We start from the raw sequence: 23,286 nt of genomic DNA, 5'->3' as shown, positions 1-23,286 counted from the left end.
TGGTGGACCGAACCGCGGGTCCACCTCCGGCGATCCCGGCTTTTGCCGGATCAGAACGCGCAGGCGATCACCAGCTCCGGGGTCCGGTCGCGGAGCAGGTCGAGCTTGGCGATCCGCCCGGCCGCCCGGACGTCGGCGTCGATCAGCGCCAGCCGGTCGAGCATCGGACCCGGGCCGAGCGCCTCGGCCAGCGGCACCTCGGCCCGCATCGACAGCTTGCGGTCCGATTTCGCCCTCCGCACCTGGCGCAGCGCGTCACCGGCCAGATCCAGCAGCGCCGGCTCGCTCTCCGGCGCCACCCGGGTCAGCTCGTACTTCGTCGGCCAGGTGGCGCGGTGCACCGACCCGTAACGCCACCAGGACCAGACCTCCTCGGTGACGAACGGGAGGAACGGCGCGAACAGCCGCAACTGCACCGACAGCCCGGCGGCCAGCGCGGCCCGCGCCGAGTCCGCACCCGGCCCGTCCGCGTACGCCCGCTCTTTCACCAGCTCGATGTAGTCGTCGCAGAACGTCCAGAAGAACGTCTCGGCCGCCTGCAACGCGTCGGTGTGCTGGTACCGGTCGAACGCCTCGGTCGCCGTGACGACCACCTCGGCGAGCCGGCCCAGCATCGCCCGGTCGAGCGGCTCGCCGACCGGCTGCCGCAACGCCCGCTCCGCGCCCAGCCCGAGCGCGAACCTCGACGCGTTCAGCAGTTTCGTCGCCAGCCGCCGCCCGACCCGCATCTGTCCCGGGTCGTACGCCGTGTCGACGCCCGGCCGCCCGCTCGCCGCCCAATAGCGCACCGCGTCGGCGCCGAACTGCTCGATCGGCGCGCTCGCGGCCACCAGCCGGCCCCGGGAACTGGACATCTTCCGGTTGTCGGAGTTCAGCACCCAGCCGGAGAGGACCGCGGTGTGCCAGGGCAGCGCCCCGGTGCTCTGCTCGGCGCGTAGCAGCGTGGTGAACAGCCAGGTCCGGATGATCTCCTGGCCCTGCGGCCGCAGGTCCATCGGGAGAACCCGGTCGGCCAGGTCGCCGGCCGCGATCCACGGGGTGAGCGACGACGTGGCCCAGGTGTCCATCACGTCCGGGTCGGCGGTGAAGCCGCCCGGCCGGTCCCGCGCGGCCTCCTCGAAGCCGGGCGGGCAGTCCGATGTCGGGTCGACCGGCAGTGCCGAATCGTCCGGTATGAGAGGCTGGTCGTAATCCGGCTCGCCAGCGTCGTCGAGCCGGTACCAGATCGGGATGGGCACGCCGAAGAACCGCTGCCGGCTGATCAGCCAGTCCCCGGTCAGGCCCCCGACCCAGGTCTCGTAGCGGTGCCGCATGTGCTCCGGGACCCAGCGCAGCTCCCGGCCCCGCGCCAGCAGCCGCTCGCGCAGCCCCGCGTCGCGGCCACCGTTGCGGATGAACCACTGCCGGCTGGTGACGATCTCCAGCGGCGCGTCGCCCCGCTCGTAGAACTTGACCGGATGCGTGACCGGCCGCGGCTCCCCGGCCAGCGCGCCGGCCTCGCCCAGCAGCCGGACGATCTCCCGCCGGGCGGCCGCGACGGTCCGGCCGGCCAGCGGCCGATAGGCCTGGGCCGGGACGCCCGGTGGCGGCTCCGGCAGGAACCGGCCGTCCCGGCCCAGGACCACCCGGGTGGCCAGGTCCAGGTCACGCCACCAGGTGACGTCGGTCAGATCGCCGAACGTGCAGACCATCGCGATGCCGGTCCCCTTGTCCGGCTCGGCGAGCGGGTGCGGCAGGACCGGGACGTCGACGCCGAACAGCGGGCTCCGCGCGGAGGTCAGACCGGCGAAACGGGCGTCGCCGGGATGATGGACCAGCGCGACGCACGCCGGCAGCAGCTCCGGCCGGGTCGTGTCGACCTCGATCGGGCCGCCCGGCCCGTCGAAGCGCAGCGTGTGGAACGCGCCCGGCTGGAGCCGGTCCTCCAGCTCGGCCTGCGCGACCGCGGTGCGATAACCGACGTCCCACAAGGTCGGCGCCTCGGACGAATACGCCTCGCCACGTGCCAGGTTCGCCAGGAACGCCCGCTGGGAGACGGCCCGTGCCCGATCGCCGATCGTGGTGTAGCCCAGTCCCCAGTCGACGGACAGCCCGATCCGCCGCCAGACCGCCTCGTAGGCCTGCTCGTCCCGCGCGGTCATCCGCGCGCACAACGCGACGAAGTTGCGCCGGGAGATCGCGACCGGTGGCCGGGGCGGACTCGCCGGCGGCTCCCAGTCCGGCTGGTAGGGCAGCGACGGGTCGCAGCGGACCCCGAACACGTGCTGCACCCGGCGCTCGGTGGGCAGGCCGTTGTCATCCCAGCCCATCGGATAGAAGACGGCCTTGCCGCGCATCCGCTGGAACCGCGCGACCAGGTCGGTGTGGGTGAAGGAGAAGACGTGCCCGACGTGCAACTCGCCCGATACGGTCGGCGGCGGGGTGTCGATCGCGAACACGTCCGGTCGCTTTCTCGAGCGGTCGAACGCGTACGTCTCCTCCTCCTGCCAGCGCGGCGCCCACCTGTCCTCGAGACCGTCCAGCGACGGCCGCTCGGGAAGGCCGGGGCGCCCGGTTCCCGTATCAGTCATGCCGGTCAGCCTAGGACCGTCCCGGCCGGCCCGCACCAGCGTTTTCGTCTCCTGTGGACAACCTCGTGCGGCGGGTGGCCGGTGGTGGATAACCTCGGGCGCGGGGGCTTGCGGTGATCGATGAATCCGAACGGCTGACCATCCAGCCGCTGTACCTGCTCTGCGACGTCGCCGGCGACCTGACCGACCGGCGGCGCGCCACCATCGACCTGCTCCTGGCCCACCTGGCCGAGCAGCTCACCGCCGACCCGGAGCTGGCCGCCGCGGTCCGCTGGAGCGTCGAGCTGCACACCGGCGCCGACGACCTCGTCCCGCTGGTCCAGTTGCAGCAGGCCGACGCCGCGGTCCGGCCGCCGCGGCTCACCACGACCGCCACCGGCCCGGCCCGGCTCGCCGCCGCGCTGCTCGCGGTGCGCCGGCTGATCCGCAGCGACATCACCATGCTCGAGGACGACACCGCCGACGTGCGCCCCCCGTGCCTCGTCGTGATCGCCGCGGGCCGCTCGGCCGACGAGCCGCACGAGCGGGCCGCCGCCCTCGACACCCTGCTCACCCGCAACCTGCACGCCGACCAGACCCGCGACTGGGCGCCCCGGGTGCTGGTCGTCGCGCTGCCCGGCGCCGACTTCGACCTGCTCGCCGGGCTCGGCGCGGGCCGCGACGTCGAGATCGCCCTGGCGGGCGCCGACGACACCCTGACGGGCGTCGCCTTCCGGGTGGTCACGGCAGTCCGGCGGGCACTGGGGGCGGGCGCTCCGCGGGTCGCGTACGACCGATGGGTCGTCCCGGAGCACAGCCTCGTCCTCGGGTACGAACACCGCCACGCCCCGCTCACCGACGTGCACCCCGCCGTCGTGCCGGGCGTCACCGACCCGGACCGGCGGCCGCTCGTCTACCGCCGGTTCCTCGACCCGGACCAGCCGTTCGCCCCGCTGCTGCGGATGGTCGCCCTGCGCGAGCACGCCACCGAGCTGACCGGCCGGATGCTGTGGCCGCTGCGGCTCGTCGTCGGGGACGGGGCGACCGCGGTCACCGGGCTGCTCGCGCCGGACATCCCGGACCGGTTCCGGGACCGGCGGCTCCTCGGCGCGCCGCCCGAGCACCGGGAGCTGCTCCGGGCCGCCGTGCGGGACCTGGTCGCGCTCGCGCACCGGCACGACGTCCGGCTCGGCGGGCACGCCCTCGACTCGGTGCACTACCGGCTGACGCCCACGGTGGAGCTGCTGGTCACCGATTGCGACGCGGTTCGCGTACGGGAACCGGGTGATCCGGCCTGGGACGAAGCGGACCTGGCCTGGCTCGCGGGGGGTGCGGCGGCGGAGCAGGGGACCGGGCGCTGGCACCCGAGCCCGATCCAGCGTTACGGACAGGCCTGAGAGCCGCGCACCCAGCCCTGCCCGTCCACCCACACCCAGCCACCGCTCACCTGCCGGGCCGCCGCTTGCGGCTGCGCCCGGTGCCGGGGCTGGAGCAGCTCGTACCAGTCCCGCATCGCCGGCCGGTCCCGTGGCTCCGGGGACAGGCTCGCGTCCAGCAGCGCCGCGGCCGGCTCGCCCAGCCGGTCCCGCAGGACCCGGCGCGCCCCGGACGGCTCCCGGCTCACCGCGCCGCCCCGGCCGTTCGCCAGGATGCGCACCGTCATCAGCGCGAACTTGTACACGTCGGTCCGCGTGCTCTGGATCGCCCAGCGGTCCCGCAGCCGGTCCCGGGTGTCCTCGTCGGGATCCGTCAGGCCGGTCAGCTCGGCGCTCGCCGCCAGGGCCTCCGGCGGCTGCCAGTTCGGCGTGTGCGGCTGCATCCCGAACACCGCCCGGCTCCCCTTGACCCGGGCGCTGTCCACATCGACCACCAGCACCGACGGCCGGGCCGGGTCCGGGTCGTAGATGATGTTGCGCCCGGAGATGTCACCGACCACCACGCCCTGCTTGTGCATCATCCCGTACGCCGCGGCCACCGCCCGGACCAGCCGCAACCGGTCGGTCACCCCGACCGGCGGCAGCCCCTTGCGCAGCGCCGTCTCGTCGTCGCCGAACAGCGTCTCGATCTCCCGCGGCTTGCGGTGCACCCCGCCCGCCCTTTTCCGGAAATCCTGGAAGTAGCGGTCCGGGATCAGCCGCATCACCACGCCGTCGGCCGCGCCCGCCTCGTCGACCACCACGCAGACCGGCCAGATGATCCGGGCGTCCCACGCCTCCCGCTGCGGCTCCGGCAGCCGCTCGCGGAACCGGACGAAGCCCGCCAGGCCCGTGGTCAGCGACGGCCCGGCCCGGCGCTTGGTCGCGTCGGTGTATCGCTTGTAGACGAACCGCTCGCCCGGCAGACCGGGAATCCGCAGCTCCGGGGCGAGGAAGACGGTCGCGGTGCCACCCCGGGCGAGCTGCCGCAGCCGGCCCAGGGCGCGCAGCGGCAGCTCGGTCATCGGGCCGGCCAGACCACGACCGCGGTCCGGTCGTCGGTGAACGACTTGCGGAAGAACGCGACCTGCTGGGCGAACGCCAGCGGATCGGGCGGGGTGACCCAGCGGCTGCGCAGGAAGTCGCCGACCGCGCCGGCGCCGGAACCGAACGGGTCCCCGAGCCCATCCGTCATCACCACCAGGACCTGGCCCGGCAGCAGCGTGAACTCGTGCGCGGTGACGTCGGCCTCGGCGGGCAGCGACCGCACCCGGCTGTCGACGATCGCGGCGCCGTCGTTCTTCACCGCGGTCAGCGGCCGCCAGCCGCCGTCACCGCCGGTCAGCACGAACGCGGCCGAGTCGCCGGCCAGGTTGGCGAGCACGGCGCGGTGGGCGCCGGCCGGGGACGGCTCGGTCTCGACGGCGAACGCCAGCGCGGTCGCCGACATGATCGGGCGGACCTGTGAATACGTCACCGGCCCGTCCGGCAGGAACGGGCGGGCCAGCTCGGTGACCGCGTCACCGGCGGCCCGGACCGCCGCGTCCCAGCGGAACTCCGGCACCGGGCGGCCGGTCATCAGATGGTCGACCAGGGACTGCGCCACCGTCTCGCAGATCATCCCGGCCGCCTCGTGCGACCGTTTCGCGGCCGACACCCCGTCCGCCACACAACCGGCGAGCCAGCGCTGATCGCGGGTGAAACGGACCGCGTACGCGTCCTGCCGCGGCTCGCCACGCTCTTGATGCCCCAGACCCCGCACCGACGCGGCCCGGAACGTCAGCGCGCCCGCCTCCGCCCCGTCGGCCACCACGTCCGGCGGCGGTGTCCGGAACATCCGCGGCACCCGGGCCCGCACCGCCGCCTGCCGCCCGGCGTCACCCACCACCCAGCGACGGCTCTCCAGCCGCGCCCAGGGCCGCGCGCCGCCGCCGGCGTCGTGCTCCGGCCCGGCCGGGGTCAGCAGGTCCCGGTCCGCCGGGTCGTCGGCCGTCTCGGTCATCGCCTCAGATCCAGTCGCCCAGGTCCTCGTCGTCCGGCGGCACGAACCCGCCCGCCGTGCCCGCGTCGCTCACCGAATTCGCCGACGCCACGATGCTGGTGATCAGCACCTCGGCGATCTGCCGGATCGCGGTCGCGGCATCGCCGGCGCCACTGTAGACGTAGCTGCGCATCGGTTTGCCGCTGTCGCCCGGCTTCGGGAACACCCACGGGTCGAGCACCGATTTCGGCAGCTCCGGCGTCACCCCGAACGGAATGATGTTCGGCCGGCCGCGGAACGTCGGATCGGTCAACTCGGCGAACGCGGCCCGCAACTCCGGCACGTCGTCGGTCGGCGCCCCGTCGGTGACGAAGAAGACCGCCGGCCGGTACACCTGGAACCCGTCCGCCCGCAGTTTCGCCAGGTCACGATCGATGTCCAGGCGCAGCTGCCGGAACGCGGCGGCATAGGACGTGCCGCCGCGCGCGGTGAACCGCGGGATCGACCGCACGTCGCGCAGGTCACCGAGCGGCAGCACCGTGCGCGCGTCGTCGGAGAAGTCCAGCGCGCCGAACCGGACGACGTCACCCAGCGTCGGACTCTCCTCGATGGTGTCGACGACCTCGGGAAGGATCCGGTTCACCGCGTCGAGCGGCTCGCCGTTCATCGAATACGACACGTCGACCAGCAGGTAGAAGGCCAGAGCGAGGGTACGGTCGTCGGGAACCATGGTTCCTCCAGCGCCGGAGCGGGTGGGAACGGTCGTCGATCAGCCTAGACAGCGCGTGCACGCGGGCCCTGTCCCCGCGCGCTCACGGGAACTCGCCGCAGCGGCGGACGTGCTCCAGCATCCGGCGCACCCCGCCCACCCGGATCGCCGCGGCCCGGGCCGCCCGGAACCCGCCGCCGTACACCGGATCCGGATTCTCGCTGATCCGGCGGCGCTCCCACTGCGCCGGAGCACCCGGCTGATCCTTCAACCAGGCGTGCGCCAGCAACTCGCACAGCCCCTCCGCCACCTCGGGCGGCAACATCCCGAACCCCTGCTGAGCCAGATAGGCGTGCATCACCTCGTGCGCCACCACCGCCCCGAACCGGGCCAGCGGCAGATCCCGCACCACCATCAGATCGACCACCTCGCTGCCCAGCGAAACAGTCACGCCCAGCACCTCACCGTGCCCGCCGAGCAGACCCTGCACCTCGCCGAACGGCACCAGCCGCACCCGCACCGGTGTCGTCGTCCGGATCGACAGCGACCGAAGGCGCGCGGCGATCGGCGGCAACACCCGCTTCACGTCCTGCTGGGTGCGGACCGCGGAGGTGGCGCACCGCGGGCACAGCGGGCGATCCGCGCCGAGCGAGAGATCGGCCGGCAGACCACAGCAGACGGACGGCTGCGCGCCGGTGTGCCGCTGGCACACCAACTCGCCGTTCGACGTGACATAGCCGGTCAACGTCATGATCCGCCCGCACGCGGCACAACGCGGCAGAATCATGGCGCCTCACGTCATCGGCATGCGATTTGCGCCCAGTGTGCCCCGGGGCTGCCACCCGCCCCGCCGTTCGCTGTCCCGGCCGCCGGTCACAGGCGTACCGGGAAGCGGCGATCCCGGGCGTCGCGGCCCGTCAGGCGGCAGACTCGTGCTCCAGCAGCCACGACTTCACGGGCAGACCCCAGCGGTAGCCGCCCAGCGAACCGTCCGTGCGCAGCACCCGGTGACACGGGACGATCAGGGCCACCGCGTTCCGCGCGCAGGCCGCGGCCGCCGCCCGGATCGCGGCCGGACGGCCGGACAGCTCGGCATACTTCGTGTAGGTGACCGGGTCGCCCGGCTTGATCTCACGCATCACCCGCCAGGCGTGGCCCATGAACTCGCCGCGGGTGCGCTGCTCCACCGTCACGGCGTCCAGCGCGAACAGGTCACCGGCGAGATAGGCCCGCACCGCGGCCTGGGCCGGGCCGACGTCGTCCGCCGGCTCCAGCGGCTCCCGCAGCGAAGGGTGCACGAGTGTGACCAGCTCCGGCACGTCGGTGGTGAAACCGGCGGCGCGGACCGCGCCGGAATCCGCGACCACCAAGGTGAACGGGCCGGTCGGGGTGTCCATCGTCGTGTGACGCAACATGCTTCATCAGCTCCTCGAGTCGGGGGTTCAGCCTGGCCGGTTCCGGACGGCCGGGCAGAGAATTCTTTGCTGCCTGTGGACAGCGGTGTCGCCTGTGGACAACCGCGGGTCCGGGCAGGGTGGGGGAGTAGGTTCGGGTCAGGCGGCTCGCCAGAGTCGGATCAAGGCGTAGGAGCGCCAGGGGCGCCAGCGCTCGGCGTGGGTGGCCAGCGCCTTTGCGGAGTCCGGGAGGCCCAGGGCGGCCGCGCCCCGGCGGGCGGCCAGGTCGGTGGAGAGGAAGACGTCGGGGTCGCCGATGGCTCGCATCGCTACGTATCCGGCGGTCCACGGGCCGATGCCGGGGAGTTCCAGGAGACGGGCGGTGGTTTCGGCGCGGTCGGCGCCGGGTTCCAGGTCGAGTTTGCCGTCGGCTACGGCGGTGGCCAGGGCCCGGATGGTGTCGCGGCGGGCGGCGGGCATGCCGAAGGCGGCGTCCGGGAGCTCGGCGACGACGTGGGCGGGCGGGAATCCGGTGAGCAACTTGGTGGTGGCGGCGGGGGCGAGGGCGGGGCCCGAAGGGCCGAGTGCGGATCCCGAAGGGCCGAGTGCGTCAGGAGCTTCGGAAGCCCCGACCTCCCCAGCAGCCCGAACAATCCGCCCCAACGTCGTCCGAGCCCCCGAAACACTCACCTGCTGCCCCACCACAGCCCGAACAGCCATCTCGAACCCGTCCACCGCCCGAGGCACCCGCACCCCCGGTTCCGCCCGGACCGCCGCCCCGAGCGCCGGATTACCCCCCAGCATCCCGTCGACGGCGTCCGGATCCGCATCCAGATCCAGCAGCCGCCGGCACCGAGCCACCGCCGGCGCCAGGTCCCGCACGTCACTCAGCCGCAACGTCGCGAAGACCCACCGCTGCCCCGGCCGCAGCGCCACACTCGCGCTTCCGTGCGGCAGCGTCATGCCCCGCCGATACGTCTCCCCGTCCAACTCGTCGACCCCCGGCAGCGTCCGCGCCCCGAGGAATCCGAGCAGCGCCCCGACGTGCAACGGCGCCCGATACGCCAGCCGCAGGTTGATCGTCCCCGCCTCGCCCCGCACCGCCCGGCGCGTTTCCCGCAGCCGCCCCGGCGCCTGCGCATAGACCTCCAGCATCGTGTCGTTGAACTGCCGCACGCTGCCGAACCCGGCCGCGAACGCGATCTCCGCGAGTCCCAGGTCGGTCGTCTCGACCAGGATCCGCGCGGTCTGCGCCCGCTGTGCCCGGGCCAGTGCCAGCGGACCGGCCCCGAGTTCGGTGGTCAGCATCCGGTTGAGGTGCCGTTCGGTGTATCCGAGGCGTGAGGCCAGTCCGGAGACGCCTTCCCGGTCGACCACGCCGTCGCCGATCAGCCGCATCGCGCGTCCGACCGTGTCGGCCCGCGCGTCCCACTCGGGTGAGCCGGGCGCCGCGTCCGGCCGGCACCGGCGGCAGGCCCGGAAGCCACCGCGCTGCGCGGCCGCCGCGCTCACGTAGAACGTGACGTTCTCGCGCTTCGGCGTGACGGCCGGGCAGGAGGGCCGGCAGTAGATCCCGGTGGTCCGCACGGCGGTGTAGAAGCATCCGTCGAACCGCTGGTCGCGGCTGTCGACAGCGCGGTAGCAACGCTCGAAATCCAGCTCCATGTCACCGAGTCTGCTCCGCACGCCCCCTCATCGGCTGGCGGGTTTCGGACATGACCATTCGGCGACGACAGCGCCGGGGTGTCAACCTAGGTTGACGCGGGGGATGGTGTCAACTACGGTTGACGCATGATGGCTTTGGCGAGGACGGACATCCGGTGGCGGGCCCTCGGTGACGGCGGGCCCAAGGTCGTGCTGCTGCACGGCGGACTGCAGAGCGCGGCGAATCTCACGAGGCTGGCCGGCGAGCTGGCCGGCGACTTCACCGTCTACGTGCCGGACCGGCGCGGGCGGGGGCGCAGCGGACCGGCCGCGCCCGGGCACGGGCTGCGGGCCGAGATCGACGACCTGGCCGCGGTGCTCGACGAGACCGGCGCGCGCAACGTGTTCGGGCTCAGTTCCGGGGCGGTCGTCGCGCTGCGGGCGGCGATGGAGCTGCCGATCGAGCGCCTGGCGCTCTACGATCCGCCGCTCAAGCACGGCGGGCACGATCCGGTCGCTTGGCTTGCGAGGTACGAGGCGGAGCTGTCCCGTGGCCGCAAGGGCGCCGCGTTCGCCACGGTCGTGAAGGGCACCGGGGGAGCGCGGTTCCTGCCCCGCCCCGCGCTGCTGCCGCTCGCCGGGCTGGCGGTGCGCAATCCGGAGATCGCCGCCCTGGTGCCGACGATGCGGCTGGACGCGGCGGTGGTCGAGGACGCCGCCGGGCCGCTGAGCACGTACGCGACGGTCGGGGCGGAGACGTTGCTGCTCGGCGGGGAGCGCTCCCCGGCGTACCTCAAAGCAGTTTTGCTCGGTCTTGAGCCGGTGCTGCCGCGCGTGCGCAGGGTGACCTTGAGCGGCGTCGGGCATCTCGCCGCGGACAACAGCGGCAAGCCCGCGCTGGTCGCCGCCGAACTGCGGAAGTTCTTCCGATGACGCTTGCGTAGACTGGCGTTCCGTGAGCCTCACCATCGGAATCGTCGGCCTGCCCAACGTCGGCAAGAGCACCCTGTTCAACGCCCTGACCAGGAACGACGTGCTCGCCGCGAACTACCCGTTCGCGACGATCGAGCCCAACGTCGGCGTGGTCGGGCTGCCCGACGAGCGGCTGGGCAAGCTCGCCGAGCTGCACGGCAGTGAGAAGATCCTGCCCGCGCCGGTGAGCTTCGTCGACATCGCCGGCCTGGTCCGCGGCGCTTCCAAGGGGCAGGGCCGGGGCAACGCGTTCCTGGCGAACATCCGGGACGCGTCCGCGATCTGCCAGGTGGTGCGCGCGTTCTCCGACCCGAACGTGCTGCACGTCGACGGCAAGGTGTCGCCCGCCGACGACATCGAGACGATCAACACCGAGCTGATCCTGGCCGACCTCCAGACGGTCGAGAAGGCGCTGCCGCGCCTGCAGAAGGAAGCGAAGCTCAAGAAGGAGAAGGCGGCCACGGTGGCCGCGGCCGAGGCCGCGTTCAAGCTGCTCAACGACGGTGTGACGCTCTATCAGGGCGCCGCTTCGGCCGGGGTCGACCTGTCGCTTCTGGGTGAGCTGCACCTGCTGACCACCAAGCCTTTTCTGTACGTGTTCAACGTCGACGAAGCCGAGCTGGGCAACGAGGCGTTCCTCGACGAGCTGCGTGCCCTGGTCGCGCCGGCCGAGGCGGTCTTCATGGACGCGAAGATCGAGTCCGAGCTGATCGAGCTGGACGAGGAGGAGGCGCTGGAGCTCCTCCAGTCCACCGGCCAGTCCGAGCCGGGGCTGAACAGGCTGATCCGGGTCGGGTTCGAGACCCTCGGCCTCCAGACCTACCTGACCGCCGGTCCGAAGGAGGCCCGCGCCTGGGTGATCCCGGTCGGCGCGACCGCTCCCGAGGCGGCCGGTGTGATCCACTCCGACTTCCAGCGGGGCTTCATCAAGGCCGAGATCGTCAGTTTCGACGACCTGATGGCGGCCGGCTCGATGAACGCGGCGAAGGCGGCCGGCAAGGTCCGCATGGAGGGCAAGGACTACGTCATGAAGGACGGCGACGTCGTCGAGTTCCGCTTCAACGTGTAGTCCAGGAGCATCAGCTGGTCACCAGCTAGGCCCGGTCGGGTCGCGATTCCGGGTCGGGCACCCAGAACGTCCGGCCCGGGCCGCTTCCGGTGTCCACCCAGATCAGTTCGCCGGGCTGTCCGTCCGGGCCGTCCTTTGGGGTGATCACCACCGTCGCCGGCGGGGGCTCGTCCGGGCGGGGAGGTCCACCGAGCCGGCTCACCGCTCCGCCCGCCTTCCCGATGGGTCGGGCACGTCTTGGGCGATGATGCGACGTACAGCGGATTCGTGCTCGGTGGCTTGCTGCCGCTCGGCGTCACGCCACGCCGTGACGATCTCCAAGCGGCGGATGTAGAGGACGTGGCGCATGACCTCGACGAGCATCGGGCCTCCCCGCTCGCTGATCTGGTGGGGGACGGTGACGGGCGGGCCTCGCGATCAGGAGAGTCCTCCAGGACCACCCCCTCGTCGCCGTAGGCCGCAGCGCCGAGAGCCTGTCATGGCGGGCCGCGCACCTGATCGACAGAATGCCGCCTGAACGTCGCCTTTCGCGACGACGGCCAAGGCGACATTCCGACGACATATGAGGCGACATTCCGGCGACGTACGGCGTACCGTGTTGACCATGAATACGCAGCCCCGGCCGAACACCGCGTTTCGCGCCGCTCGGCTCGCCCTGCGGCTCTCCCAGGACGAACTCGCCGGACGGATGCGCGAAGCGGGTGCGTCGAGCACCACGAAGCGGACCATCCAGCGATACGAGTCTGGCGAGATCGCCAACCCGCGCCCGGCGAGTGCGCGGGCCCTGGAGGTCGTCACCCGGCTCCCGATCTCCTCGCTCGGCTTCCCAGCGGACGTCGACGCCGTGGTGGTCGACGACGGCCGTGGCGGCCACGACCTCGAAGTGCGCCAGACCCCGGTTCCGGCGACCGGGCCGACCCGGTCCGCCGGCGGCTACTCGGGCGTCTGGCTCAGCCGCTACGAGTTCTTCAGCAGCAGCCGCGAGAGCACGTACGCCGCGCTGCACTACGTCGTCCTGCTCCAGCACGACGACCGGCTCACCATGCGCTCAGTGCCCGGCTCGGCGGCGTCCACACTGACCATGGACCTCACGGTGGACGGAAACGTGCTGACCGGCACGTGGACCGAGCAGACCGACCCGCAGGGGCACTACAAGGGCGCGCGGTACCACGGCGCGATCCAGCTCCTGGCCGAGCCGACCGGTCGCCGGCTGGCCGGCAAGTGGATCGGGTTCGGCAAGGACATGGACGTCAACACCGGCCCGTGGGAGCTGACGTTCCAGGACGCCAGCACTAGCAAGGCGACCCTCGGGAAATACGCCCAGCCGCCCGCCGCCGAATAGCAGAGCGGCCCGCCCCGGTAAGGAGGCGGGTCGCCGTGTTTGGGGCGGGTGTCACGGGCTTCTGTGTGCCCGCCTCGTGTGGTGACACCGCGGTATTGGCGAAGACGCGCAAGGTCTGACTGTGCGGGCGGTGGGTTCGGATCATCGGGCTGTGATCGGCCCCGGGGCCGCACCGCGCCCGGCTCAGCTGCGGCGGCCGGGAACCAGGTCGGTCAGGTTGATCTCGACGGGGAACGGGACCGGGGTGCGCAATTCGTCGCGGTGGATTGCGGTGGCTACGTAGGCGTTCGTGGGCCTGTCGAGTTCGTAGGTGTGGACGACCGGTTCTTGATTCTCGTCCTCGACGATCCAGTAGTGCGCGATGCCGGCCTCCGCGTATTTTCGCAGCTTGACCGTTCGGTCGCGGTGCGCTGATTCCGGGGAGATCACCTCGGCGACGAGGATCACCTGGTCGGGGGTGTAGAACGTGCGGTCCGGCTGGAAAGACGCCGTTGTCACCAGGAGATCTGGTTCGGGACGGTTCCGCTCGTCGAGCCGGATTGTCATCTCCCGCTCGACCTCGATGTTTTCCGGCGCCTGGTTGGTCAGCACGTTGACCAGCGACGTGAGGACGCGGCCGTGCCAGGCTCGCTGAGGGGACATCATGAGAACGAGAGCTCCATCGATCAGCTCCGTATGAGGCGGTGCTTCGGGAAGATGGTCGAGATCCTCGGCGAACCAGCCCTCGACGCGGGGCGGGTTCATCCACTCGGGCACCGCGGTCATGCCGCCACCGTAGCACTCCATAACGGCGGTTCGGCTGTGCGGAGATTGCATGCCGGAACTGTATCCGCGAAATAGGATCTATCGATGGCCGTGGACAAATCTGATCGGTATTTCCCGCTATTCAGCGATGGGCATATGTAAAAGCCCGGGCGAGCGGACCCGGAAATCCGGGAGCCGCCTGCCAGAATGGGGCGTGATCAACGCACGGCGGGTGGTGGGCGACCGTATCGCCCACGTTGTCTCGGAGGTTCTCGCTCCGGCGGTGCTGGTGGCGGCGCTGCTGGTGGTGGTCGGGTGGCATGCCGGGGAGGCGCCCGGGGTGTCGCGGTGGTGGGGGCTGCCGGGTGCGGTCTTCGCGGCGGTGATTCCGCTGGGGTATGTGCTGCACGGGGTGCGGACCGGCCGGCTCACCGACCATCACATCCCGGACCGGGCGGCGCGACGGATGCCGTTGCTGTTCGGGGTCGGGTCGCTGACCGCCGGGCTGGTGCTGATGCTGCTGCTCGGCGCGCCCCGGGAGGTGCTGGCGCTGCTGGTCGCGGGCGGGCTCGGGCTGGTGATCTTCGCGCTGGTGACGCACTGGTGGAAGATGTCGATCCACGCTGGGGTGGCGGCCGGGACGCTGGCCACGATGACCGCGATCTACGGGCCGGTGGCGCTGCTCGGGGCGCCGCTGGTGGTGCTCGGCGGGTGGGCCCGGGTGCGGTTGACGGCGCACACCCCGGCGCAGGTGGTGGTCGGCGCGCTGGCCGGCGCGATCGTGGCCGGCACGGTGTTCCCGGCGCTGCGCTGACCGGCGGGGCGGGAGGAGCTGCGCTGACCGGCGGACGGGAGGAGCGCCGCCGGCTCGTACCGTCAAGCGAGATCGAAAGCGGTCAGCGCGGCATCCAACATCTCCACCTGCTGCGTCGCGGGAAAGGCGTCCGGATCGGCCGCGCCGAAGGCGGCCGTCCCCTCCGCCATCGCGATCAGCGCCAGCGCCACCGTCGCGACCCGGCCCGCCGGCCAGTCCGGCGCCGCCGCGGCGGTCAGTCGCTCCACCCGGGACCGCCACGACCGGTTGTTGCGCCGGTGCTCGGCGATCAGCGACTCGTCGGACACGGCGGCGGCCAGGAAACCCATCCAGACCACCGACTCCTGCCGGGTCTGTGAGTCGGTCGACATGCCCTGGAGCAGGATCGCGCGGAGCGCGGCCCGGGACGTCGGGGCTGCGGCCTCCAGCGCCTCGACCCGGGCCCGGGTCTTCTCGTGCAGCAGCTGCCGGGCGTGCCGCAGGAGCGCCTGCCGGTTCGGAAAGCGGTGCATGACCAGGCCGGTGGTGCAGCCGGCCGCGGCCGCGACGGCGCGCACGGTGAGACGCTCCAGGCCCTGGGTGGCCAGCACGTCCCAGACCGCGCGGGACAGCGCCTCGCCCTGTGCGGAAAGGTCGGCGGATCGGGACACGTAACGGATGTTACCGTAACGCTTGTTATGAGCGGCAGGAGGTAACCGGTGAGCTGGACGATCGACGAGCGACCCTGGGACGACCCGGCCGGCGCGGCGCTGCGCCGGGCGCAGCGGGCCGAGCTGGACGAGCGCTACGGATGTGACGACCACGAGCCGGGCGGCGCGCCGGTCGCGGCCGAGATCGACGTCTTCCTGGTGGCGACGCGGGACGGCGAGGCGATCGGTTGCGGGGCGCTGCGGCGGCTCGACGAGCACAGCGTCGAGGTCAAGCGGATGTTCGTGGTGCCGGCCAGCCGCGGTTCCGGGGTGGCCACCGCGATCCTGCGGGCCCTCGAGGACGCCGCCGTGCGGCGTGGCTGGACGACGGTGCGGCTGGAGACCGGCGCGGCCCAGCCGGACGCGATCCGGTTCTACGAGCGGGAGGGTTACCGGGAGATCCCGCTGTACGGCAAGTACGTCGGCTCCCCGATCTCGAGGTGCTTCGAGCGGGTCCTATGAGTCCGTGGCCATCGCGGAGAACGCGCTGGCCAGCCGTTCCAGGTCGAGGCCGCCGAGGTGGTCGAAGATGTGCCGGCGCACGCTGGCCAGATGGGTCGGCCAGGCCTCGCGCAGCCGCTCCAGGCCGCGCTCGGTGAGCACCGCGTTGGCCCCGCGCGCGTCCTCCTCGCACCGGATCCGTTTCAGGTAGCCGAGCGACTCCAGCTTGGCGGCCAGCCGGGTCATCCCGCTCAGCGACATGTCGCAGGCCGCGGCGAGCTCGCTCATCCGCATCCGTTGATCCGGGGTCTCCGAGAGGTGCCGCAGCACCGAGTATTCACTGGCCGACATGCGTTGCTCGCGCATCAGGTCGGCGTCCAATGCCCGCGGGATGACGAGCAGGAAGCGGCCGAGCGCTCGCATCACGTCTTCCTCCGCCGGGCTCAACGGGACGAGGGGTCCGGAGGCTGGTGGCATGAGTGTGATCGTACGGCGGGAGTGCACGCAGGTCGCGGGGCGGAAACGGGGACGTTTTGCCCGGATGTCACCTTTTCGAGCGACCGTCAGATGCTTGCCTTCGAAGGCGGACAAGCCACAATGCTTTGGTGCAAAACCAGACAACTAGTGACTCATGGCAGCATTTGCTCGAAATGCCACGAAAGTCTTGGTGGGCCCGCCTGCCGTTCGGTGTCCGCATGGCCGCCGGCACCAGTGCGCTGCTGGTGCTCCTCGGCGGCGGTGTGGCCGGCGCCACTGTGTTCGCCGGGGGCGCCGAGTCGTCCGCCGCGACCGCCGAGCAGACCATCGCCGCCGACCCGGGCGCCGCGCGCCTGGACGAGGACCCGGAGATCGTCAGCCGGGAGGCGGCCGCCGCCGAGCCGGTGCCGCGGCGGCACGTGCACGTCCCGGTCCAGCCGGCGCCGCCGGGCGTCGAACGGCAGGCCCACTCCGCCACCGAGACCGGGGCCGAGCTGAGCCGCGCCCGCGCCGAGGACCCGGCGGACCGCACCGGGCCGCGGTCACCGCGCGCGCCGAAGAAGCGCGCGAAGAGCCCGGCGAAGGCCGAGCCGGTGGTCACCACCCGTACCGACGTGACGACCCGGCCCATCCCGTTCCGCACCCGCGTGGTCCGCGACGAGACCCTGCCCCGGGGCGTCCGCAAGGTGCAGTCCCCGGGCGCCCCGGGCGAGGAGCTGGTCCGCTACCTGGTCACCCTGGTCGACGGGAAGCCGTCCGGCCGGCGTGTGCTGGACACCACGGTGACCCGGCAGCCGCAGCAGCGGGTAGTGGTCTTCGGCATGCGCAAGGAGACGTCCTGCGCCCTGGACCTCTGCGTCCCGCTGGGCCGGACCGCCTGCCCCGAGGTGAGCGGGCAGCCTCAGCCGGAGCCGTCGAAGGCGTCGGCGACGGTGCCGGAGAGCGGGCCGCTCACCGTCACCGCCGAGGACCTGTCGCTGCTCGACCCGGAGTCGCTCGCCGATGTCCGGCTGGAACCGGCCACCCTGTGCTGAATCGCCCTAGGCTGGCGGCATGGCTCTCACCGACGCCGCGCTGACCGAGATGGCCCAGCGTCTGCTCACCGTCCCGGGTGTGGTCGGGGTGGTGCTCGGCGGCAGCCGGGCGCGGCAGGCGCACTCGCCGGAGTCGGACACCGATCTGGGGCTGTACTACCGGGCGCCGTTCGACACCGACCGGCTCGGCGAGCTGGCCGTGGCGGTGGCCGGGGAGAAGGCCCGGGTCACCGCGGTCGGCGAGTGGGGGCCGTGGGTGGACGGCGGTGGCTGGCTGCGGATCGACGACCACCCGGTGGACTGGATCTATCGGGACCTGGACCGGGTGCTGCGCTGCTGGGACGAGGCCGAGCAGGGGCGGTACGAGTTTCACGCGCAGGGCGGGCACCCGCTCGGCGTGCCGGATTTCGCGTACGCCGGCGAGCTGGCCGTGAGCCGGGTGCTGGCCGACCCGACCGGCGAGCTCACCGCCCTGCGCCGCCGGGTCCAGGTGTTCCCGCGGCCGCTCGCCGAGGCGCTGGTGTCCGGTCTCTGGGAGGCCGACTTCCTGGTCGGCCTGGCCCGCAAGGGCGTCTCCCGGTTCGACACCAGTTACGTCGCCGGCTGCCTGTTCCGGCTGGTCGGGGTGTGCGCGCACGCGCTGCACGGCGCGGCCGGCCAGTGGCTGATCAACGAGAAGGGCGCGGTGGCCGCGGCCGGGCGGCTGCCCGGCGCGCCGGCCGAGTTCCGGGAGCGGGTGGACGCCGCGTTCTCCGCGATCAACAGCGATCCGTTGCACCTCACGCTGGCCATCGACATCGCCGCTGATCTCGTGCTGGAGACCACCGAGGCGTGCGCGATGATGTTGCGATGACCGCGGACATTCCTACCATTCTTGCCACCAGCGCCGGATTTCAGCGGGGCCGGCGGGGCAATTTCGACATCCTTCCGGGCCGGATCCACCACTTCGCGGCGGAGCTGGCCAACGCCACGAAGGCTCCGAAGATCTGCGTGCTGACCCAGGCGACCGGCGACCCCGACGCCCGGATCGGCGCGTTCTACTCGGCCTTCGCGGGCACCCGGTTCACCATGTCGCACCTCCAGCTGTTCCCGATGCCGAACATCGACGACATCCGCGGGCACCTGCTGGCCCAGGACGTCGTCTGGGTGGACGGCGGCAGCGTGGCGAACCTGTGCGCGGTCTGGCGGGTGCACGGGCTGGACGAGATCCTGCACGAGGCGTGGCAGGCCGGCGTGGTGATGAGCGGCTCGTCGGCCGGCTCGATCTGCTGGCACCAGGGCGGCACCACGGACAGCTTCGGGCTGCGGCTGCGCGGGTTCACCGACGGGCTGGGCTGGCTGCCGTACAGCAACGGGGTGCACTACGACGGCGAGGGCGAGCGCCGGCCGAAGATGCACGAGCTGATCGGCGACGGCACGCTGTCGGACGGCTACGCCACCGACGACGGCGCGGGGCTGGTGTTCCGCGGCACGTCACTGGAGGAGGTCGTCGCGGACCGCGAGGGACCTTCGGGGTACGAGCTCAAGCGCGCGGCCGACGGCAGCGTCACCGAGACGGTGCTGCCCGCGCGGATTCTTCCGGAATATCCGAACTGACCGGCGTACCGGAAATAAACTACCCCGCGGATCACAACCGCACCGCGATCGATTCCGTTGGGTCCTGCGGAGTCATCTGTAGAGGGAGAGCGATGAAGACGATGGCGAAGCACGGCGGCGAGGGCGGCAGCTTCCGCTGAGGCCGGCGCGGGGGTCAGTACAGCGCTATCGTGGCCAGTCCGACCAGGACGGCCGAGAGCAGCAGCGCCATCGCGAACACGGTGTTGGCGCCGAGGAGCACCGCCAGCCGGTGTGGCTGACCCCCTTCTCCACCGCCGCCGGCGGGCGCCGGATCGAGGTCGCTGCCGAGCAACTCGCGGCTCGGCCTCCGGGTCAGCGGCTTTTGCAGATGAGCCAGCACCGGTGATCGCCTCCGGGGGGTCAGGGGCATCGATAGATGGCGGTGTTCGGACCTCCGGGTAGCATGCGGCGCGGCTCCGGCGGGCAGCAATGGTTACTCGCCAGTAACCGTTCGCGGGGCGGCCGGTGTGGCATGCCCTCTCCTCCGTACGGCTGTCGAACATCGGTCGAACAGCCGTCCCGAATCGGGCTACATCACTCTTTAACGGTATTTGTCCTGCCGGATCAGCTCGGCATCATGAGGAATGATGCCAGCAACGCCGTCCCAGTATCAGACCGTGTTCAGGGGCACCCTGAACGTCCTGATCGTGCTCATCGGGCTGGCCTCCGGCGTCGCCCAGCTCGCCGAGATCCCGGCGCGGGCCGCCCAGTGGGCGCTGACCGCGGTCTTCCTCGCCTGCCTGCTCTACTTCGTGGTCCGGTTCTGGCAGATCGCGTTCGTCCTGAAGATCCGCCAGCTGCGCGCCGAGCTGCTGGAGGCCACCAAGGCGCTGGCCCTGCAGCGGGCCGGGCACCAGCACTACCTGGACGCCATCCAGCGGATCAGCGACCGGGAGAAGCCGCTGTTCAGCGAGACCCTCGAGGTGATCGTGACGGTCGGCGACGACGACGAGACCGACCGGATCGTGGAGAAGCGGACCACCACGCCGGAACCGCTGGTCACCCATCGGACCATGCGGCCGATCGTGCCCACCGACACGGACCGGCTGACCCGGCTCGACGAGATCGAGTTCAAGGCGGTACGGCCGGTCGGCGGGACCATCACGCCGCTGCCGCTGGAGCAGACCCGGCTGCTGCGGGTGTGGCTGATCTTCGACCCGGCGATGACGGTGCCGACCGAGTGGGAGGTGGCGTACCGGCCCCGCGGGCTGTGGCGGCCGCTGCGCGAGCGGGGCTGGGACCAGCTGGTCTGGGAGGACCGGCTGCCGACCGCGAGCGGCACGCCGTCGGCCTTCACCCGCTTCGTGGTGACCTTCACGTTCCCGGACAGCGACCAGCCGCCGAGCGTGAAGGAGCGGGCCGGGTACGGCGTGTTCAGCGATCCGGTCCGGGACCACCTGGGCCGCTGGGAGGTGGTCTGGCGCGACGAGAAGCCCGCCGGCCGGCGTTACGTCTGGGATCTCACGCAAGCCGTCGGCGGGCCCTGAAGGTCAGGACGCGTAGGCCAGGATTACCTGGTGCACGTGGTGCGCCTTCTCCGAGCCGCGGAACTCGATCTCGTAGACGTGGGTGCCGACGGTGATCGCGATCTCGCCGCTGGAGAAGAACTGGCCGGCCCAGCTCTTGTTGCTGACCACGCTCACCGCGCTCACCTTGGAGTACGGGATGCTGGTGATGGCGAACTTCTTCCCGACGAAGGACTTGTCCTGGATGATGATCCGCCGGGTGGTGAGCCCGATGAAGCCGGTGCCGGCGCCGATCGCGTCGTACACGGCGATGATCGTCTCTCCGTCGAGCAGGCCGCTCTGGATCTGCTCCAGCTGGCCCTTGTTGTCGTATGCGACGTCACTCATGCGGCGCAGCGTAGTCCGCGGGGACTACGGGCGCTCCAGCACGGTGCGATAGAAATCCTCGATGCGCGCGGCGAGCGTGACGTCACGGTCGGTGAGGGCCGCGCCGTCCCGGTCACCCAGGCAGATCTGGGTGTGCCCCTCGATCCGCCGGATGCTCGGCCGGATCGACAGGGTGTCCGCGGCGACCTGAATCCGCTCGGTCAATGCGGCATGCTGACTGTCGTCGCACGCGAGATCGCGGCGTAGCTGGACGCCGTCGCGGGTCCAGCCGCCCAACAGCGCGAGGGCGTCACTCAGATAGTCCGTGCCGTTGTTGCCCCGGCGTTTCCTAGCCCGCATGGCCGCACCCCCCAAAGCGTTGTTGCCGGCTTGTGGCCGAACTGTCGCCGTGTCGTCATGGTCGGTACGCACAGTCTCGTCCGTTGGGACAGTGATGTCCACGCCCACATATCCGTGTTTGGGGGACGATCGGGGCGCCTCGGGCAACCTGATCGGCCTAGTTTTGTGCGATCTTGGATGCCATGCCGTCGGAACAATACGTCAAGGCCCCGTCATCACCCAGGGTGATCGTCGCGGCGGTGATCATCGCGGGTGGGCGGGTGCTCGCCTGCCAGCGCAGCTCCCCGCCCGAGGCGGCCGGTAAGTGGGAGTTCCCCGGGGGCAAGGTCGAGCGGGGCGAGACCGACCAGCAGGCGCTGGCCCGGGAGTGCCGCGAGGAGCTCGGCATCTCCGTCGAGGTCGGCGCCCGGGTCGGCCCGGACGTGCCGCTGGCCCACGGCCGCGCCGTGCTCCGGGTCTTCGCCGTCGAGGTGCTCGACGGCGGCGTCCCGGAGGCGCTGGAGCATGCCGCCATGCGCTGGCTGGCCGTGGACCAGTTGGACAGCGTCCCGTGGTTGCCCGCCGACGTCCCGATCGTCGCCGAGCTCCCGGCGTTACTTGCCTGAGTACTGCGCGCGCAGCTCCCGCTTGAGCACCTTCATGCTGGGCCCGAGCGGGAGCGACTCGGCGAACCGGACCTGCCGCGGGTACTTGTGCTTGCCCAGCCGCTCCCGCGACCAGTCGATCAGCTCCTGCTCGGTCAGGCCCTTGTCGTCCAGCACCACCACGGCGCAGATCTCCTCGCCGTGCGTCTCGTCGGCCACGCCGATCACCGCGACCTGCTGGATCGCCGGGTGCCGGGCGAGCACCTCCTCGACCTCCCGCGGGTAGACGTTGAAGCCGCCCCGGATGATCAGGTCCTTGGTCCGGTCGACGATGCTGATGAAGCCCTCGTCGTCCTTGACGCCCAGGTCACCGGTGCGGAACCAGCCGTCGACGATGGCCTCCGCGGTCGCCTCCGGCCGGTTGAGGTACCCGGCGAACACGTTGTGCCCGCGGATCACGATCTCGCCGAGCTCGCCGTCCGGCAGGAACTCGATGCGCTCCGGCACCTCCGGCCGGGCGATCTCCACCTCGACGCCCCAGATCGGGTGGCCGACGGTGCCGGGCTTCGCCCCGTACGCGGGCTGGTTGGTCGTCGTCGTCGGCGAGGTCTCGGAGAGCCCGTAGCCCTCCCAGATGTGCGACCCGAACGCCTCGGCGAAGCGCTCCAGCACCGCCACCGGCAGCGACGCCCCGCCGGAGACGCAGAGCTTGAGCTTGGGCAGCCGCTCCGCCTTCGCCGCCGCCTCGAGCAGGCCGATGTACATGGTCGGCACGCCGTGGAAGATCGTCACGTTCTCCCGCAGGATCAGGTCGATCGCCGCCTCGCCGGAGAACCGGGGCAGCAGCACCAGCGTCCCGCCGAGCCGGAACGTCGCGTTCATCCCGACCGTCTGGCCGAACGTGTGGAACAGCGGCAGGCAGCCCAGCACGATGTCGTCGCCCGTCAGCGGGTGCACGTCGAACACGTTGATCGCCGCGTTCATCACCAGGTTGAGGTGGGTGAGCAGGGCGCCCTTCGGCTTCCCGGTGGTGCCGCTGGTGTACAGGATGACCGCGACGTCCTCGGCCTGGCGGGTCACGTAGGTGTGCAGCGCCGGGACCGACGCGGCCACCTCCTCCAGGCGCCGGGGCGCGGCCGGCAGCTCGGCCGGCAGCGGGCCGACGTTCACCAGCGGGGTGCCGGCGAGCTGCGCCGCGGCCGCGCCGACCTGGAGGAACGCGGAGTGCGTGACCAGCAGGTTCGCCTGGCTGTCGGCGAGCACGTAGCCGACCTCCTCGGCGTTGAGCAGCAGCGAGACCGGCACCACCCGGGCGCCCACGGCCAGCGCCGCGTAGTAGACCCGCGGGAAGTCGGCGACGTTCGGGATCATCACGGCGATCGTGTCGCCGGGGCCGATGCCGAGCTCGCGCAGCCCGGCCGCGTACTCCCGGGTCTGCTGCCACAGCTCGCGATAGGTGATCCGGGCGCCCGCGTCGATCACCGCGACCTTGTCCGGGTAACGGCGCGCGCTCTCGGCCAGAACGGTGGCCAGGGACAGAGTCGTCATGCGGATCCCCTCCGAGTGATGTACGTCGCAGCTTGCGCATAAACTAGCGGCGTAAGTTTTTGCGCGTCCAG

The 23,286-nt window shown here is 71.8% G+C and carries 26 protein-coding genes; 11 read left to right on the top strand and 15 right to left on the bottom strand.

Annotation, left to right across the window (positions count from 1 at the left end; genetic code table 11):
• Window positions 1-50 precede the first annotated feature (50 nt).
• Complete coding sequence (gene valS, locus Aiant_RS17510; RefSeq protein ID WP_189328483.1) at window positions 51-2,570, bottom strand: valine--tRNA ligase; 2,520 nt, start codon at window positions 2,568-2,570, stop codon at window positions 51-53.
• A gap of 113 nt (window positions 2,571-2,683) precedes the next feature.
• Here valS and Aiant_RS17505 point away from each other — a divergent pair, with 113 nt between their 5' ends.
• Window positions 2,684-3,946, top strand: coding sequence for a hypothetical protein (locus Aiant_RS17505; protein ID WP_189328484.1), 1,263 nt, complete (start codon window positions 2,684-2,686; stop codon window positions 3,944-3,946).
• On the opposite strand, the gene Aiant_RS17500 is transcribed toward Aiant_RS17505, so the two are convergent.
• The 6 genes from Aiant_RS17500 to Aiant_RS17475 all read right to left on the bottom strand — a co-directional run bounded on the left by Aiant_RS17500 (window position 3,931) and on the right by Aiant_RS17475 (window position 9,713).
• Window positions 3,931-4,989 (bottom strand): protein kinase family protein, encoded by a 1,059-nt coding sequence (locus tag Aiant_RS17500; RefSeq protein ID WP_189328485.1) that lies wholly within the window; start codon window positions 4,987-4,989, stop codon window positions 3,931-3,933. The genes Aiant_RS17505 and Aiant_RS17500 overlap by 16 nt on opposite strands.
• The gene (locus tag Aiant_RS17495) at window positions 4,986-5,966 is read right to left on the bottom strand and encodes a protein phosphatase 2C domain-containing protein (protein ID WP_189328486.1); all 981 of its coding nucleotides are present in this window, start codon (window positions 5,964-5,966) and stop codon (window positions 4,986-4,988) included. Before Aiant_RS17495 ends, Aiant_RS17500 begins: the two co-directional genes overlap by 4 nt.
• 4 nt (window positions 5,967-5,970) lie before the next feature.
• Complete coding sequence (locus Aiant_RS17490; RefSeq protein WP_189328487.1) at window positions 5,971-6,675, bottom strand: vWA domain-containing protein; 705 nt, start codon at window positions 6,673-6,675, stop codon at window positions 5,971-5,973.
• 82 nt (window positions 6,676-6,757) lie between these two features.
• Window positions 6,758-7,441 carry a protein DA1 gene (locus tag Aiant_RS17485; protein WP_189328488.1) on the bottom strand — a complete coding sequence of 228 codons (684 nt, stop codon included), beginning with the start codon at window positions 7,439-7,441 and terminating at the stop codon, window positions 6,758-6,760.
• Between the two features lie 130 nt (window positions 7,442-7,571).
• Window positions 7,572-8,069: a methylated-DNA--[protein]-cysteine S-methyltransferase gene (locus tag Aiant_RS17480; RefSeq protein WP_189328489.1), complete on the bottom strand. Its 498-nt coding sequence runs from the start codon at window positions 8,067-8,069 to the stop codon at window positions 7,572-7,574.
• A gap of 138 nt (window positions 8,070-8,207) precedes the next feature.
• Window positions 8,208-9,713, bottom strand: a complete 1,506-nt coding sequence (locus tag Aiant_RS17475) for a DNA-3-methyladenine glycosylase 2 family protein (RefSeq protein ID WP_189328490.1) — start codon at window positions 9,711-9,713, stop codon at window positions 8,208-8,210.
• A 126-nt stretch (window positions 9,714-9,839) separates the two neighbouring features.
• On the opposite strand from Aiant_RS17475, the gene Aiant_RS17470 reads away from it, so the two are divergent.
• Window positions 9,840-10,625, top strand: a complete 786-nt coding sequence (locus Aiant_RS17470) for an alpha/beta fold hydrolase (protein WP_189328491.1) — start codon at window positions 9,840-9,842, stop codon at window positions 10,623-10,625.
• 22 nt (window positions 10,626-10,647) lie between these two features.
• Window positions 10,648-11,733, top strand: coding sequence for a redox-regulated ATPase YchF (gene ychF, locus Aiant_RS17465; RefSeq protein ID WP_189328492.1), 1,086 nt, complete (start codon window positions 10,648-10,650; stop codon window positions 11,731-11,733).
• A 198-nt stretch (window positions 11,734-11,931) separates the two neighbouring features.
• Here ychF and Aiant_RS17460 read toward each other — a convergent pair whose 3' ends face one another.
• Entirely contained in the window at window positions 11,932-12,096 is a 165-nt protein-coding gene (locus Aiant_RS17460; protein WP_189328493.1) for a hypothetical protein, read from the bottom strand.
• Window positions 12,097-12,337: 241 nt separating this feature from the next.
• Between Aiant_RS17460 and Aiant_RS17455 the strand changes: the two genes are divergently transcribed.
• Window positions 12,338-13,075 (top strand): helix-turn-helix domain-containing protein, encoded by a 738-nt coding sequence (locus Aiant_RS17455; protein ID WP_189328494.1) that lies wholly within the window; start codon window positions 12,338-12,340, stop codon window positions 13,073-13,075.
• Window positions 13,076-13,258: 183 nt separating this feature from the next.
• Here the strand turns inward: Aiant_RS17455 and Aiant_RS17450 are convergent, their stop codons facing one another.
• A complete protein-coding gene (locus Aiant_RS17450) occupies window positions 13,259-13,840 on the bottom strand; it encodes a Uma2 family endonuclease (protein WP_189328495.1) in 582 nt (193 codons plus the stop codon).
• A 193-nt stretch (window positions 13,841-14,033) separates the two neighbouring features.
• Here Aiant_RS17450 and Aiant_RS17445 point away from each other — a divergent pair, with 193 nt between their 5' ends.
• Window positions 14,034-14,633: a phosphoesterase PA-phosphatase gene (locus Aiant_RS17445; RefSeq protein ID WP_189328496.1), complete on the top strand. Its 600-nt coding sequence runs from the start codon at window positions 14,034-14,036 to the stop codon at window positions 14,631-14,633.
• Window positions 14,634-14,695: 62 nt separating this feature from the next.
• Here Aiant_RS17445 and Aiant_RS17440 read toward each other — a convergent pair whose 3' ends face one another.
• Window positions 14,696-15,283 (bottom strand): TetR/AcrR family transcriptional regulator, encoded by a 588-nt coding sequence (locus tag Aiant_RS17440; protein WP_189328497.1) that lies wholly within the window; start codon window positions 15,281-15,283, stop codon window positions 14,696-14,698.
• A gap of 48 nt (window positions 15,284-15,331) precedes the next feature.
• Between Aiant_RS17440 and Aiant_RS17435 the strand changes: the two genes are divergently transcribed.
• Window positions 15,332-15,784 (top strand): GNAT family N-acetyltransferase, encoded by a 453-nt coding sequence (locus tag Aiant_RS17435; RefSeq protein ID WP_189328498.1) that lies wholly within the window; start codon window positions 15,332-15,334, stop codon window positions 15,782-15,784.
• Here the strand turns inward: Aiant_RS17435 and Aiant_RS17430 are convergent.
• Window positions 15,779-16,186, bottom strand: a complete 408-nt coding sequence (locus Aiant_RS17430; RefSeq protein WP_229829811.1) for a MarR family winged helix-turn-helix transcriptional regulator — start codon at window positions 16,184-16,186, stop codon at window positions 15,779-15,781. The genes Aiant_RS17435 and Aiant_RS17430 overlap by 6 nt on opposite strands.
• Window positions 16,187-16,413: 227 nt before the next feature.
• On the opposite strand from Aiant_RS17430, the gene Aiant_RS17425 reads away from it, so the two are divergent.
• From Aiant_RS17425 to Aiant_RS17415, 3 genes are read left to right on the top strand one after another with little or no spacing between them, the layout of a single operon-like run.
• The gene (locus tag Aiant_RS17425) at window positions 16,414-17,274 is read left to right on the top strand and encodes a G5 domain-containing protein (RefSeq protein ID WP_189328500.1); all 861 of its coding nucleotides are present in this window, start codon (window positions 16,414-16,416) and stop codon (window positions 17,272-17,274) included.
• Between the two features lie 19 nt (window positions 17,275-17,293).
• Complete coding sequence (locus Aiant_RS17420; protein WP_189328501.1) at window positions 17,294-18,127, top strand: nucleotidyltransferase domain-containing protein; 834 nt, start codon at window positions 17,294-17,296, stop codon at window positions 18,125-18,127.
• Entirely contained in the window at window positions 18,124-18,870 is a 747-nt protein-coding gene (locus Aiant_RS17415; RefSeq protein WP_189328502.1) for a Type 1 glutamine amidotransferase-like domain-containing protein, read from the top strand. Before Aiant_RS17420 ends, Aiant_RS17415 begins: the two co-directional genes overlap by 4 nt.
• Window positions 18,871-19,024: 154 nt before the next feature.
• On the opposite strand, the gene Aiant_RS17410 is transcribed toward Aiant_RS17415, so the two are convergent.
• A complete protein-coding gene (locus Aiant_RS17410; RefSeq protein ID WP_189328503.1) occupies window positions 19,025-19,231 on the bottom strand; it encodes a hypothetical protein in 207 nt (68 codons plus the stop codon).
• Between the two features lie 277 nt (window positions 19,232-19,508).
• On the opposite strand from Aiant_RS17410, the gene Aiant_RS17405 reads away from it, so the two are divergent.
• A complete protein-coding gene (locus Aiant_RS17405) occupies window positions 19,509-20,378 on the top strand; it encodes a hypothetical protein (protein ID WP_229829812.1) in 870 nt (289 codons plus the stop codon).
• Window positions 20,379-20,381: 3 nt separating this feature from the next.
• Here the strand turns inward: Aiant_RS17405 and Aiant_RS17400 are convergent, their stop codons facing one another.
• Both Aiant_RS17400 and Aiant_RS17395 read right to left on the bottom strand, forming a co-directional pair.
• A complete protein-coding gene (locus Aiant_RS17400; protein WP_189328505.1) occupies window positions 20,382-20,744 on the bottom strand; it encodes a PH domain-containing protein in 363 nt (120 codons plus the stop codon).
• A gap of 24 nt (window positions 20,745-20,768) precedes the next feature.
• A complete protein-coding gene (locus Aiant_RS17395; protein ID WP_189328506.1) occupies window positions 20,769-21,083 on the bottom strand; it encodes a 4a-hydroxytetrahydrobiopterin dehydratase in 315 nt (104 codons plus the stop codon).
• 182 nt (window positions 21,084-21,265) lie between these two features.
• On the opposite strand from Aiant_RS17395, the gene Aiant_RS17390 reads away from it, so the two are divergent.
• Window positions 21,266-21,688: a (deoxy)nucleoside triphosphate pyrophosphohydrolase gene (locus Aiant_RS17390; protein ID WP_189328507.1), complete on the top strand. Its 423-nt coding sequence runs from the start codon at window positions 21,266-21,268 to the stop codon at window positions 21,686-21,688.
• On the opposite strand, the gene Aiant_RS17385 is transcribed toward Aiant_RS17390, so the two are convergent.
• Complete coding sequence (locus tag Aiant_RS17385) at window positions 21,677-23,215, bottom strand: long-chain-fatty-acid--CoA ligase (protein WP_189328508.1); 1,539 nt, start codon at window positions 23,213-23,215, stop codon at window positions 21,677-21,679. The two genes, Aiant_RS17390 and Aiant_RS17385, sit on opposite strands and share 12 nt — an antisense overlap.
• Between the last annotated feature and the right edge of the window lie 71 nt (window positions 23,216-23,286).

The sequence above is a fragment of the Actinoplanes ianthinogenes genome, from assembly GCF_018324205.1.
In the GTDB taxonomy this organism is placed as follows: Bacteria; Actinomycetota; Actinomycetes; order Mycobacteriales; family Micromonosporaceae; genus Actinoplanes; species Actinoplanes ianthinogenes.
Note: the sequence above shows the minus strand (reverse complement) of the source record. Positions and strands in the feature narration are given on the sequence as shown.